Source organism: Sphingobium sp. VMM, assembly GCF_056790315.1.
The window spans coordinates 1-11,017 of the sequence record NZ_JBXGSI010000043.1 but is presented as its reverse complement, the minus strand read 5'-3'; the positions used below and the strand labels follow the sequence as shown (position 1 = coordinate 11,017).

At 59.5% G+C, this 11,017-nt stretch carries 13 protein-coding genes and 1 pseudogene; 8 read left to right on the top strand and 6 right to left on the bottom strand.

Going from position 1 to position 11,017, the window contains the following annotated elements:
* Nucleotides 1-76 precede the first annotated feature (76 nt).
* Both ACUCV3_RS27030 and ACUCV3_RS27025 read left to right on the top strand, forming a co-directional pair.
* Nucleotides 77-646 carry a DUF6118 family protein gene (locus ACUCV3_RS27030; RefSeq protein WP_482241455.1) on the top strand — a complete coding sequence of 190 codons (570 nt, stop codon included), beginning with the start codon at nucleotides 77-79 and terminating at the stop codon, nucleotides 644-646.
* 646 nt (nucleotides 647-1,292) lie between these two features.
* The gene (locus tag ACUCV3_RS27025) at nucleotides 1,293-1,565 is read left to right on the top strand and encodes a hypothetical protein (protein ID WP_159367437.1); all 273 of its coding nucleotides are present in this window, start codon (nucleotides 1,293-1,295) and stop codon (nucleotides 1,563-1,565) included.
* Between the two features lie 80 nt (nucleotides 1,566-1,645).
* On the opposite strand, the gene ACUCV3_RS27020 is transcribed toward ACUCV3_RS27025, so the two are convergent.
* Nucleotides 1,646-1,885: a hypothetical protein gene (locus ACUCV3_RS27020; protein ID WP_159367438.1), complete on the bottom strand. Its 240-nt coding sequence runs from the start codon at nucleotides 1,883-1,885 to the stop codon at nucleotides 1,646-1,648.
* A 483-nt stretch (nucleotides 1,886-2,368) separates the two neighbouring features.
* Entirely contained in the window at nucleotides 2,369-2,716 is a 348-nt protein-coding gene (locus ACUCV3_RS27015) for a hypothetical protein (protein ID WP_482241454.1), read from the bottom strand.
* Between the two features lie 565 nt (nucleotides 2,717-3,281).
* Between ACUCV3_RS27015 and ACUCV3_RS27010 the strand changes: the two genes are divergently transcribed.
* From ACUCV3_RS27010 to ligD, 6 genes and pseudogenes are all read left to right on the top strand, one after another.
* Nucleotides 3,282-3,542, top strand: coding sequence for a DUF1905 domain-containing protein (locus ACUCV3_RS27010; RefSeq protein WP_234893030.1), 261 nt, complete (start codon nucleotides 3,282-3,284; stop codon nucleotides 3,540-3,542).
* A gap of 402 nt (nucleotides 3,543-3,944) precedes the next feature.
* A complete protein-coding gene (locus tag ACUCV3_RS27005) occupies nucleotides 3,945-4,160 on the top strand; it encodes a hypothetical protein (protein ID WP_159367440.1) in 216 nt (71 codons plus the stop codon).
* A 252-nt stretch (nucleotides 4,161-4,412) separates the two neighbouring features.
* Nucleotides 4,413-4,580: a hypothetical protein gene (locus ACUCV3_RS27000; RefSeq protein ID WP_159367441.1), complete on the top strand. Its 168-nt coding sequence runs from the start codon at nucleotides 4,413-4,415 to the stop codon at nucleotides 4,578-4,580.
* A 330-nt stretch (nucleotides 4,581-4,910) separates the two neighbouring features.
* A complete protein-coding gene (locus ACUCV3_RS26995; RefSeq protein WP_482241453.1) occupies nucleotides 4,911-5,810 on the top strand; it encodes a glycosyltransferase family 4 protein in 900 nt (299 codons plus the stop codon).
* Nucleotides 5,735-6,091: a DUF3325 domain-containing protein gene (locus ACUCV3_RS26990; RefSeq protein WP_080993747.1), complete on the top strand. Its 357-nt coding sequence runs from the start codon at nucleotides 5,735-5,737 to the stop codon at nucleotides 6,089-6,091. Before ACUCV3_RS26995 ends, ACUCV3_RS26990 begins: the two co-directional genes overlap by 76 nt.
* 269 nt (nucleotides 6,092-6,360) lie before the next feature.
* Nucleotides 6,361-6,771, top strand: a pseudogene (gene ligD, locus ACUCV3_RS26985) (non-homologous end-joining DNA ligase LigD); the annotation flags it as partial.
* 72 nt (nucleotides 6,772-6,843) lie between these two features.
* Here the strand turns inward: ligD and poxB are convergent.
* The 4 genes from poxB to ACUCV3_RS26965 all read right to left on the bottom strand — a co-directional run.
* On the bottom strand, nucleotides 6,844-8,589 hold the full coding sequence (gene poxB / locus ACUCV3_RS26980) for a ubiquinone-dependent pyruvate dehydrogenase (RefSeq protein WP_482241452.1): 1,746 nt from the start codon (nucleotides 8,587-8,589) through the stop codon (nucleotides 6,844-6,846).
* A gap of 255 nt (nucleotides 8,590-8,844) precedes the next feature.
* Nucleotides 8,845-9,678 (bottom strand): formate/nitrite transporter family protein, encoded by an 834-nt coding sequence (locus ACUCV3_RS26975; protein ID WP_482241451.1) that lies wholly within the window; start codon nucleotides 9,676-9,678, stop codon nucleotides 8,845-8,847.
* The gene (locus ACUCV3_RS26970; protein ID WP_279776357.1) at nucleotides 9,671-9,928 is read right to left on the bottom strand and encodes a hypothetical protein; all 258 of its coding nucleotides are present in this window, start codon (nucleotides 9,926-9,928) and stop codon (nucleotides 9,671-9,673) included. The genes ACUCV3_RS26975 and ACUCV3_RS26970 overlap by 8 nt, the downstream gene beginning before the upstream one ends.
* Nucleotides 9,925-11,017, bottom strand: a 1,093-nt coding sequence (locus ACUCV3_RS26965) for an acyl-CoA dehydrogenase domain-containing protein (protein ID WP_482241450.1), incomplete at its 5' end; no start/stop codon positions are given. The genes ACUCV3_RS26970 and ACUCV3_RS26965, both read right to left, overlap by 4 nt.

Here is an 11,017-nt window from a genome sequence, read left to right as displayed (position 1 = left end):
CCAATCGCTGTCGCAGGATCTCCAGCGGCATCTCGGACGCTCGCTAGGCCGCGGCCTTGGGCTCTAGGCTCCAATCATGACCCAAACAGCCCCCCTCGAAGATGATCCCGCGGTAGCTTTTGACGCTGTGCGCCGGGAACTGAGCCTGCTCCGTCACGCACTTGAAGGCCTCACCGCCGCGCGAGAGAAGATACCCGATTACAGCGCGACGTTGGCGCAGATCAACAAATCGCTCGGCGTGCATGCGCACAGGCTCGACATGATCCAGAGCCGTCCGGCCATGGAGATGACGCCAGAAGCGCTGGTGGAGCGGATCATCGCATCTGCGCAAACGGCAAGGGCGGAAGACCGAACGATGCTGCGTCAAGCGCAGGACCGGCTTTCGAACTTGGCTTGGCACATGGACGCGATAATAGCGCGCGGACGCGGTGCGGCCGAGCAGGAGCGTCAGGTGATATGGTTTGGCCTTGGCGGGATCCTGCTGGGTATTCTGCTTTGGTCGATCCTGCCCGGTGCCATAGCCCGGTCGTTACCGGTGAGTTGGCATGTGCCCGAATGGATGGCGTCTCGCATGATGGGCATGGAGCAGAAGGAAGCCGGCCGGCGGATGATTATTACGGCGTCGAAAGATGAGGCGCGGCGATAGGGGTATGGTCGTCGCCTCGCCTGATTTAAGTGCCCATTGCCGACATTGCGGAGGTGGCTTCCTCTTTAGTAAAGCAGCCGCCGAAACTGCGCGTGATATGCAAACTGGGAACTACTATCGATCCCACTCGCTGGTATCCGGTAAGGAGATATTTATGGCTTCGAACCCGGAAATTCCGCCACCTGACACTATCGACCCGCAGTCGCCTGCGGAGATACCAGGTGAAGCACCCCCCGCCGAAACGCCTTTCGAACAACCCGCAGAGATCGTGCCAGACACTCCTAATGTGGATGAACCAGATCGAGCCCCTTCGGAACTGCCGACGCCGCCCGTTTAGCGGGCGTCAGCCGTCGATTTGCGCGGCATAGCGCGTCGGAAATGCGCCCATCCTCGCCGTTCGCCGGCTCCTTTGGATTTCCCGGAAGCGGTCATTCGACCGGGAATAAACGGTCCATCTGGCAACGCAAAAAGAGGACGGTCGGCCGCCGACCATTAGCAGAAGCTCATGCGGGCTATACAGATGCGGGTGAAACAGACTCTTCTGGTTCGTTCAACTATGATAAGGTGCATTATCACCCGGTTCTAGTCGCAAGCATCCCGTGACAGAGAGACTCGAGCGCTCCCGCTTGCTGACGGGGAGTTTATCATGATTACCGATTTTAACGACAAGGTCGGACCTGCCGAATGGGCAGACTATGTCGTCCGTGCTGCTGCCGGAATAGCCTATGCCGGATCGATCTTCGGCTATGAGAAAATCGTCGCTGCGCGGATTTGGCTAACGGAACGCCGCGAGCGTCCGCTGGCAGGTGCTGTGGGCCATAAGCTTGACGATCAGCCTTGGTGGAGCCAGGACAGGAAAAGCGAGCTCGCTACTGCTCTCGACGAATGGGAGAACGAGGGGGGCGGCATTTCAAGGTAATCAATGCTGTAGCGCCTGCAACAGCGGAATGGTGTTACTTGGTAGAATGCACATGTTGTTTGCAGGCGCTTGGCGCGGCCTTAATCGATGTCGGCCTGCCGCGCTATCGCTGACTCAATCGCCCTGATGAATTGATCACCATATTGTTGCGTGGACGTATAGTCCTGTTCATGCTCCCCGACATTATGGCCCTGCCCAAACGTCTGCTTGAGGCGGGTCAGAATGTTCGGCTGTTCTTCGGCAATGTGACGAATTAAGGCTCGTAATATGCGTTCATGAGCGAGAACCCGGCGTTCCAGATCAGTGTTCTCAATAGCCATGGCGGAGACATTCCCTTGATCCGGCCCTGGTGGGGGCGCTTGTTGACGCGGTCCTCTGCTGAACCACGTATTTTAGAACAGGCTGCTGCCGCGAGCTTTCGGTCGTCGGCCATATGCACTTCTTCAGCTGCTGACCGAAATGCGCTGAAGCGCCCACATCTTCCTTACGAATCGAACATACTCTACCTCCGTTTAATGGAGAGTGCGATGTCGAAGGGGTTTTCGCTCACGGGGCCACCAAATCGTCGAAAGCCCTGTTGATTCGACGTATATCGCCATGTGTGAGAAGCTCGCCGCATGCCACCTAATCACGTGCATTGCTGAAAAGAAATTCAAGAGTCCGCAAACGTCTTTGGGTTCTGTTGGGTACCCATTCTAATCGAGACTGGGCATTGATCATCATAACTGCGAGTTCGAGTTTACTTCTTATCCGGCCTATCTCTACTTTACATTTATTTCCCATTTTCCATATCATAATAAGCTCTAACTATACATGAAGATGAGAATGGCGGCTGCAGTGAGGATAAGTAATGTGTTCATAATGACTGCACGGGCCAAGGTGTCATCCCGGAAAAGATCGGCATTGAACCGGAATTTTCTCGTTCTTCGTGGCAAATTGAATGTTGTCAAAGCGCCGGAAGGACTGCCGGCTTCGCTCTGCCCTCTGTCGATAGCGGCATTCACGCTGTTCTCATCCGGCGCTGATAGAAAACCAGTCTGAAACGCTCGTTCCCGCGCCGCCCCAAGTGCGAGCCCGAGCCGCTCGGCCCGATCATGCAGAACGGTTTGCCGTAGTGGTAATGGGAACGGTATGTTTGGTGAGGTGAACATATCACTCTCCTCTTCAGGCGGGAGCGCGATTGTCTCTCAGTCACGGCGGCCATGGACAGAGTCGAAGCCGGGATGCACCACTATAACACATCTTCCATCGCCATCCTAAAGCCGTTTTCGTGAACGGACGAACTCCAAAATAGTGCGCCCCATTGGCGACCTCCGTGTTTGCCGATCCTCTTACCGGAGCGAGTATCCGGTTCACGCTTCCAGCAGCGCAAGCAGGCAGAATGCCACCCACCTGTCGCCGTATCTAGCCTCCCGTCAATCGCTCTACGCCGAAAATTAAGCCGATAGTCCGGTTCGGGATTGACAAGCCGCCCGGCGGGAGGCGACCAACTGCGGCACCCAAAGAAAGAGAACGCAGACGCAAACGATCGAGCGCAAGATCAGGTTGCATCAAGCGAGCGCACAGCCAATGATCCCGTGGCGCAAATGAACGATGGCCTAACAGACCCCGAATTCATCCGGTTCCTGCGCGAGGAACTGGGCGGAGATGTCTCACCTGCATGTCGGCCCTATCTAGTTGTGGCGCGGGGAAGGCAAGAATGGCCAGCCCTCATCGATGTCGTGGCATTTTCTGACGATCGATGGCGAGGTCGCCGAAGCCATCCGTGTGGCATCGTCTGGCCAATCAGCGGCTTGGGGATCGGTCTACGTAGAGGCTGGCATCGGCAAAACGTGTTGGCGCACATCGCTCTTTCCGAGCAAGGCGCGCCAAGGCTACATGCTGCCCATCAAGGCGAGCGTGAAAAAAGCAGAAAAGCTGGTCGAAGGCGACGTGATCACGGTACGCATTACCCTATCCAAGGGAGCATCACGCTAGAAATGAGCGCTCGGCCTGAGGGAACTTGGTCCGCGCAGTGCTGATCAGCGTGGTGACAACTTCTCCAGACGGCTCCATCTTGGCGCTTCGCTGCTCGACAGTCGGCTACAATGGGTCACCTGCGGACCATCGACCAGAATAATTCCGGCGCCCTCCATGGTGTAACCATAGCTTTATCCAGATATTATCGCCTATTTCCATAGGGGATTATAAAGAATCTGGCTGAGGATGATCCGGATTTTGCGCTTTAACAAAATGACGCTCCAGAAAATAATTGTACGATTTAAGGAGAGGAATGCCGCCGGATGTGCTATGAGATGCCATCGCGCGAAATTTGCTTGCAGGCATTCGCCGTGACAGAGAGACTATTGCGCTCCCGCTTGCCCAGTCGGAGCATTTCTCATGGAAGATCTCAATTATTTGCTGAAGCGCGAGCAGGAAGAAATCATGCGCGCCAAGGCATCAATCTGTTTTGCGGCAAGGGCGGCGCATGAGGGGCTGGCGCAAGGCTATGCCAAGCGTATCCGCGACCACCGGCTACCTTATCGCTCACGCGTGACAGACGGGCGATCTGCTTTTGACCCAGCTCCTTACGGTGGCGGGGGAACGCGATCATGACGGATAGGGTGATGACCAGGAGGGCCATGAGGTCGCCTGCGCATGTCATACATTGGTCCACACCATGACTGGGATCGCGAAGGGAAATCAGATCTGCCTGAAACCTGGAACGCTTGCGGAACTGGACCATGTGGCGACGGCGACATGTCCCGAGCTCAGGTTGCGGCATGAAGAACTCGCACGGGCCTATGCAAAGATCTTCAATGCTCGCGAGCGAGAGAAGCACACGAGAAGGCGTCGGAATGCTCCAACATGTCCGGCGCGCTCATATCTATAGATGGGAAATATATTATGGCAAAAAGCCAGAAGAAATCTAACCGTGAAATCCGCAAACCCAAAGCGGAAAAGCCCAAAAAGAACAACGTTTCCAATCCATCATCCAAGCCAGGCGCGGTGGGGGTTGCGACGCTCAAGGGCTGATCTGATCCGTCCGGCTCAGATAATATTCTCGCGGATAAGACGGCAGGCAAGACAAGTCAGCGGATAACGCCGCATAATCTAACATTAAGCTACAAGATTTACGTCAATCAGCCAGGAATGATCCATGCCATAGGAGGCTCGGCTCGACCTGGCACGCACATCAAGCGGCGACCGATGATAGGCGATATGGAGGCCGGCAAGCCTGCCTCGGCCAGTTGAGATGAACCGAATTCGTTCATGCAACCCGTATAGCCTGTTGACGCTTGTCGTCCTGCAGCCTGCCGCCAGTCGGGGACCGGAGGGCTTTACTTCTTTGAGAGGAATGCCCGCATGAAGATCGCACAGATCGCCCCTTTGGCCGAAAGCGTCCCGCCCAAGCTTTATGGCGGCACCGAGCGTATCGTGTCCTACCTCACCGAGGAACTGGTCCGTCAGGGGCATGCGGTGACCCTGTTCGCCAGTGGAGATTCGCAAACCGGCGCTGAACTCGTGCCGGTCACGGACATGGCGCTGCGCCTCGATCCAGCCGTGGTCGATACTATTCCCTATCATATGATGATGCTGGAACAGGTTCGGCGTCGCGCCGATGAGTTTGATGCGCTGCACTTCCATATCGATGTGCTGCATCTGCCCATGGTCCAGGACTTTATAGGCCGCACGGTCACGATCCTGCACGGCCGACTGGACCTGCCGGATCTGCCGCCCTTCTATCGCACCTTTCCCCGGCACAGCCTGGTGTCGATTTCCGACCATCAGCGCTTGCCAATGCCGCCGGTCAACTGGGGAGGCACCATCTATCACGGCCTGCCGGCCGGAAATTTGGCGCCGCGCCTCGGTAGGGGGGAGGATTATCTCGCGTTCCTGGGGCGGATATCACCGGAAAAGCGACCGGATCGGGCAATCCGGATCGCGGAGCGTTCTGGCCTGAAGCTCAAGATCGCAGCCAAGATCGACACCGTCGATCGCGTCTATTGGGAACAGGAGATTGCGCCGCTTGTCGATCGCTATCCCAATGTCGAGTTCATCGGCGAGATCAACGAGCAGCAGAAGGTTCACTTCTTAGGTCAGCCCCACGTTGACGAAGTTCAGGATGATGGGGAAAGATGCCGACGTCCAGCTTCCCTGCGTCGCCGCCCATTTCATGCTAAGCGCCCATGGATCTGGATCGCCGGCGGGACAGGAATCCTGACGATAGCTGTCCTTCTGCTTGCAAACCGTATGTCAAGCTGATGACGGCTTTGCTGCCTTTTATCCCTGCAGTGCTGGGGATGTCCCTGTTGGCGTTGTCGATGCCCAAGCATTATCACGATCAGGTTGGAAAGCAGCCGTCTGGCGTCACACCACTGGCTTTCCGGATAGCTGGATGGCTTCTTACCGTCATTTCCCTCGCGTCAGCGATCGCGATCCAGGGGCGCGCGATAGGCCCGATCCTTTGGCTAGGACTTCTCACTGTAGCGGCACAGGTTGTCGCGCTGATTCTCACTTGCCGGGTCAGGTGGCGGCAGATTTGATACCGGATGACTAGCGGTCGCTGCTGCGAGCTGCCCAGCAGCCATGCGCCCATCGAAGCCGTTCTATCGGGAAAATGGTGCGCCCATGAGCGGCCAGTCCGCTTACCACCGGGGCTGGGACTTTGCTGCCTTTTGCGAGAGATGGATCGAAGGCAGAATTGGTAGAGAGCCGTCATACGGCGTTTGCCCTGCTGGCATCGTATAGCGGGACTTCTCGATGGAAAACCCGGGACACTTCTCACCGGGGCACTTCTCAGTGGAAATCAACAGACATCGGCCTCGTCTCCTTTGCCATGCTCTCGGGCGGCAAGGGCGCGCATGTCGTGGTGCCGCTGACGCCTGGGCACGACTGGGATACCCACAAGGATTTCGCCTCCCGCTTCGCCCAGGCGCTCAGCACGGCAGAGCCCGACCGCTTCGTTGCGACCATGAGCAAGGCGAAACGCAAGGACCGCATCTTCATCGACTGGCTGCGTAACCAGCGCGGCAGCACGGCGATCCTGCCCTATTCTGCGCGCGCTCGGCCGGGTGCCCCGGTCGCGGTCCCGATCGACTGGGACGAGCTTGCCGACATGAAGGACGCGCATCCCTTTGATATCGACGATGCTGTTATCCTCTTGAAGAGGGCGAAAGGCTTGAAGGGGTGGGGTTTCGCGGTACAGGGCCTCCCGGAAATATGATAGCGGTGGCTGCGAATGGCCAGTGGCGCCGCCTTCTACCTTGGCGGCGCCGCCCAAATCTTCGCGCGCTACTCAAAACAGTTTTCGCAGCAGCCCGGCGTTGGTCTTGCCAAGTTCGATGATGGCATCGCCGCGGCCGCTCATGATCGCCTTGGCCATATAGAGGGTGAAGCCCTTCATCTGTTCAAGCGTGACCTTGGGCGGGAGCGACAGTTCGGTTCGCGCGGTCACGGCATCCAGCAAGGCCGGGCCGGGATGGGACAGGACGTCCCGCATCGCGCTGTCGAGACCGCCGGGATCGCTCACCCTTACGCCATGGATGCCGATGCTGCGGGCCATGGCGGCAAAATCCGGATTGTCGAGCGCGACACCTGTCTCGACGAGACCGGCCGCCTTCATTTCCATCTCGACAAAGCCCAGGGTGCCGTTGTTGAAAAGGATGATCTTCACTGGAAGGTCGAGCTGCCGCAGGGTCAGTAACTCGCCCATCAGCATCGCCAGTCCGCCATCGCCCGACAAGGTGACGATCTGCCGATCGGGATAGGAGACTTGCGCGCCGATGGCCTGCGGCAGCGCGTTGGCCATCGATCCATGGTTGAAGGAGCCAAGCAGCCGGCGACGGCCATTCATCTTGAGATAACGGGCCGCCCAGACCGTCGGTGTGCCGACGTCGCAGGCAAAGACCGCGTCGTCGCTTGCCTGTTCGCTCAGAACTCGCGCGACATGCTGGGGATGCAGAATCCCGCCCGGCTTGCCATCGGCAAGCTCGTCCAGTCCCTCGCGCGCCTTTGCATAATTGTCTTTGGCTGAAGCAAGGAAGGCGGTGTCGCAACCGCCTTTCAGCAAGGGCAGAAGGGCTTCGATCGTCGCCCCGACATCCCCCACCAGGCCAAGATCGATCGGCGTCCTGCGTCCCAGATTTTCAGGGCGCATGTCGATCTGCACGACCTTCGCCCTGGTCGGATAAAATTGACGATAGGGAAAATCGGTGCCGAGCATCAGCAGGAGATCGCAGGCCATCATCGCCTCATAGCCCGACGAGAAGCCGATCAGGCCGGTCATGCCCACATCATAGGGATTGGCATGTTCGACCCATTCCTTGCCGCCCAGCGCGTGAACGATGGGCGCCTGGAGCGCACCGGCAATCTGCAGCAATTGGGTATGGGCATCCCTGCAGCCTCGCCCGGCAAGGATCGTGACGCGCCCCGCATCGTTGAGCAGGGTTGCCAGTTTCTCGATCTCGCGGGGCGCCGCGTGGATCAGGGGCCTGGCGGGCAGGAGCGCGTCGATTGATCGCGCGAGTTTTCCCTCGGCGGCCTGCAGCGCCACGTCGCCCGGAATCGATACGACCGCAACGCCACGATGCCCAACCGCAGCACGTATAGCTGTCTCGAGCGTCCGCGGCATCTGGTCAGGATCGGAAATGGTCTCGCAATAGACGCTGCAATCCCTGAATAGGGCTTCAGGCCTGGTTTCCTGAAAATAGTTGGAGCCTATCTCGGCACTGGGGATCTGGGCCGCGATGGCAAGGACGGGAACACGGGTGCGATGGCAATCATAGAGGCCGTTGATCAGATGCATGTTTCCTGGGCCACAGGACCCCGCGCAAACGGCCAGTTCGCCGGTCAGTTGCGCCTCCGCACCGGCGGCAAATGCGCCTGCCTCCTCGTTCCGAACATGGATCCAGTCGATCTTGCCTTGACGCCGCAGGCTTTCGGTGATGCCATTGAGGCTATCGCCCACCACGCCATAAATGCGTTTCACCCCAGCCAGGTGGAGCGTCTGGGTGAAGAGGTTGGAAACAGTCATTCTGGACATTGGTGAGCTCCAGGCAAGGCATCAGGATTTCGGGGCCTCTCCTGGCACGGACCGTTGCATTGGATGTCCCCGCCTCGCACCCGCGCCGTCCTTCCAACACATGAGCCAAGCGATCGTTGCGTGGCTCGACGGCCCATGCGGCCATCATGTCGATCCAGGCTTCGAACGGGTGTCATTCCGCCCGCGGCAGGCGCCTCCATCCGACCTTTTCTGCAGGACACCAACCGCGCTGGCGGCCATGCCGGCGTCGCGCGCTCATTCTGTAAGGTCGCTTCGCATCTGCCCATGGGCCAGGACCGCGAACAGGCCGCTGCCACCGATGATGTTGCCGATGAGCGCAGGGAGGGAAAAGCCGAACCAGGCCTGCTGGAAACTGACCTCCCCGCTCAGCCAGAGGAAGCTGATCTGGGACGAGCTAGTGACGACATGCGAAAAGCCGCCAAGGCCGATGACATAGGTCAGAAGGAAGATTACCCAGAATTCGCTGCCCCTGGCATTGGGCAGGGCCCAGGCAATCGCGGCCATGATGAAGCCCGCCGGAATGCCGAGCATCAGGGTTTTTGACCAGTCCTGCCATTCGAGCTTGGCGAGAATATCCAGCGCCACGATGCGCTGTTCATGCGTGATGATGACCTCACCGGCCATCAGCGCGCTCACGAGAGTGACGCCGACAAGGTTCCCCGCCAGCACGCAGGCCCACAGGCGCGCGAGCCGGCCCAGACTGCGAAGGCTCGGACGGGTCGCGACCGGCAGCACCGCTGTGACCGTGCTCTCGGTAAAGAGCTGCAGCCGTCCCATGATCACGATCAGATATCCGACCGGATAGCCCAGCAGATAGATGAGGGGGGCCCAGTCGGTGTTGGGCAGCCTTGCCCGCAGGAAGAGTTCGGACATGAGCGACAGGGTGATCGCGAGGCCGGCGGCCAGACCAGAAAGCATCAGTGCCAGGATCGGTCGATCCAGCTCCTCCTCGCCCTGGAGCCGCACGACCTCATGGACGACCTTTGCCGAACCCGTGCTGCGCTCCTCGACATGCGCGGCCTCTTCCTCGTCAAGATCGGGGTGTGGGCTATCCTTGGCTTCATGCATGCGGTCCATTCCCCTGTCTGCCGAGATGACGTCTGCCCTGGTCGCCGCTTTCCTGTCCTTGCTGTCCGGCACTGCGCAGGGCCCCCAGGATGAGCGCACGGTAGCTATGCTCCCTGACGCCATGGGGCGCATCCAGCCCCATGCGCTCGAGCGCGGCCAATTCCGCTTCGTCGGGCTGACCCCTGCGCAGGCCACGCGCTTTCAGAAAGGGCGTGCGGGCGTCATCGACAATATAGGCCGGCCGGCTCATTCGGCGGCCTGCGCCAGATCCGATGCAGCAGCATTGCGCCGCAGATCCTCGGGCGCGAAATCATCCACGGCGATGACGTCCGCGACCGCGCGATCGGCCTCTTGGAGCTGCGCCAGTTCTGCGCTCGACAGCAGTCCGCGTTCGCGCGCCTTGGCCCAATCCTTGATCCGCGCCTTGCGCAGCCGGTCGTGGATCGGCTGGGTATCGACCATCAGGCGGAAGGCTTCGGTCAGGCGGGCGACGGGTTCTTCCGGGCCGCCGATGAAGACATTGTCGATCAGCCGTTCGCGCGCTGGGCAGGGTTCCAGGATGACCTGCGCGCACTGACGGATGGTCCGGTCCGTCGGGCCATGACGACAGCGGCCAAAGGGGAGGATGAACAGGCGCAGCATCCAGCCCACGGGCCGCGCGGGAAAATTCTCGATGATCTCGACGAACCTTTGTTCGATCGTGGCAAAGCCGCTGTCCATGCACCAGGCGAGCAGGGGAAGGTCATCATCCTGGCGCCCTTCATCCTCCCAGCGCTTGAGCGCGCCGGAAAGAAGATAGAGTTCCGAAAGGATGTCGCCCAGTCGGGCGGACAGGAGTTCGCGCCGCTTGAGCTCGCCGCCCAGGGTCAGGAAGGATATGTCGGATATGAACGCAAAGGCCGCGGCATAGCGGCTCATTTGGCGATAATAGCGGGTCGCGCGCCCGGCCTTGGGCGCCGGTGCAAACAGGCCGCCGGTCCAGTTGCGCGCGAAGGCGCGGATCGCGGTCTTGAGCGCGTGGCCGACATGCTTCCACAGCACATCGTCGAACTGCGCCAGCGCCCGCCCGCGATTGGCATCGGCGACCGCGCGGATCTCCTTGAGAAGATAGGGGTGGGAGCGGATCGCGCCCTGGCCGAATACCATCAGGCTGCGGGTGAGGATATTGGCGCCCTCGACCGTGATCCCGACCGGGATCGCGCGATACTGGTTGCCGAGATAATTATTGGGCCCGTCGATCACGCCCTTGCCGCCATGCACGTCCATCGCGTCGTTGATGACGGTCCGCATGCGTTCGGTCGCATGCAGCTTGAGGATCGAGGAAATGACGGCGGGGTGA

Bases quoted from the DNA above. Each gene is read 5' to 3' on its own strand.
- ACUCV3_RS26995 (WP_482241453.1), top strand. From the start codon at position 4,911: ATGAAGATCGCACAGATCGCCCCTTTGGCCGAAAGCGTCCCGCCCAAG.
- ACUCV3_RS27010 (WP_234893030.1), top strand. From the start codon at position 3,282: ATGTCGTGGCATTTTCTGACGATCGATGGCGAGGTCGCCGAAGCCATC.
- poxB (WP_482241452.1), bottom strand. From the start codon at position 8,589: ATGTCCAGAATGACTGTTTCCAACCTCTTCACCCAGACGCTCCACCTG.
- ACUCV3_RS26990 (WP_080993747.1), top strand. From the start codon at position 5,735: ATGGATCTGGATCGCCGGCGGGACAGGAATCCTGACGATAGCTGTCCT.
- ACUCV3_RS27030 (WP_482241455.1), top strand. From the start codon at position 77: ATGACCCAAACAGCCCCCCTCGAAGATGATCCCGCGGTAGCTTTTGAC.
- ACUCV3_RS26970 (WP_279776357.1), bottom strand. From the start codon at position 9,928: ATGAGCCGGCCGGCCTATATTGTCGATGACGCCCGCACGCCCTTTCTG.
- ACUCV3_RS27025 (WP_159367437.1), top strand. From the start codon at position 1,293: ATGATTACCGATTTTAACGACAAGGTCGGACCTGCCGAATGGGCAGAC.
- ACUCV3_RS27020 (WP_159367438.1), bottom strand. From the start codon at position 1,885: ATGGCTATTGAGAACACTGATCTGGAACGCCGGGTTCTCGCTCATGAA.
- ACUCV3_RS27005 (WP_159367440.1), top strand. From the start codon at position 3,945: ATGGAAGATCTCAATTATTTGCTGAAGCGCGAGCAGGAAGAAATCATG.
- ACUCV3_RS27000 (WP_159367441.1), top strand. From the start codon at position 4,413: ATGTCCGGCGCGCTCATATCTATAGATGGGAAATATATTATGGCAAAA.
- ACUCV3_RS27015 (WP_482241454.1), bottom strand. From the start codon at position 2,716: ATGTTCACCTCACCAAACATACCGTTCCCATTACCACTACGGCAAACC.
- ACUCV3_RS26975 (WP_482241451.1), bottom strand. From the start codon at position 9,678: ATGCATGAAGCCAAGGATAGCCCACACCCCGATCTTGACGAGGAAGAG.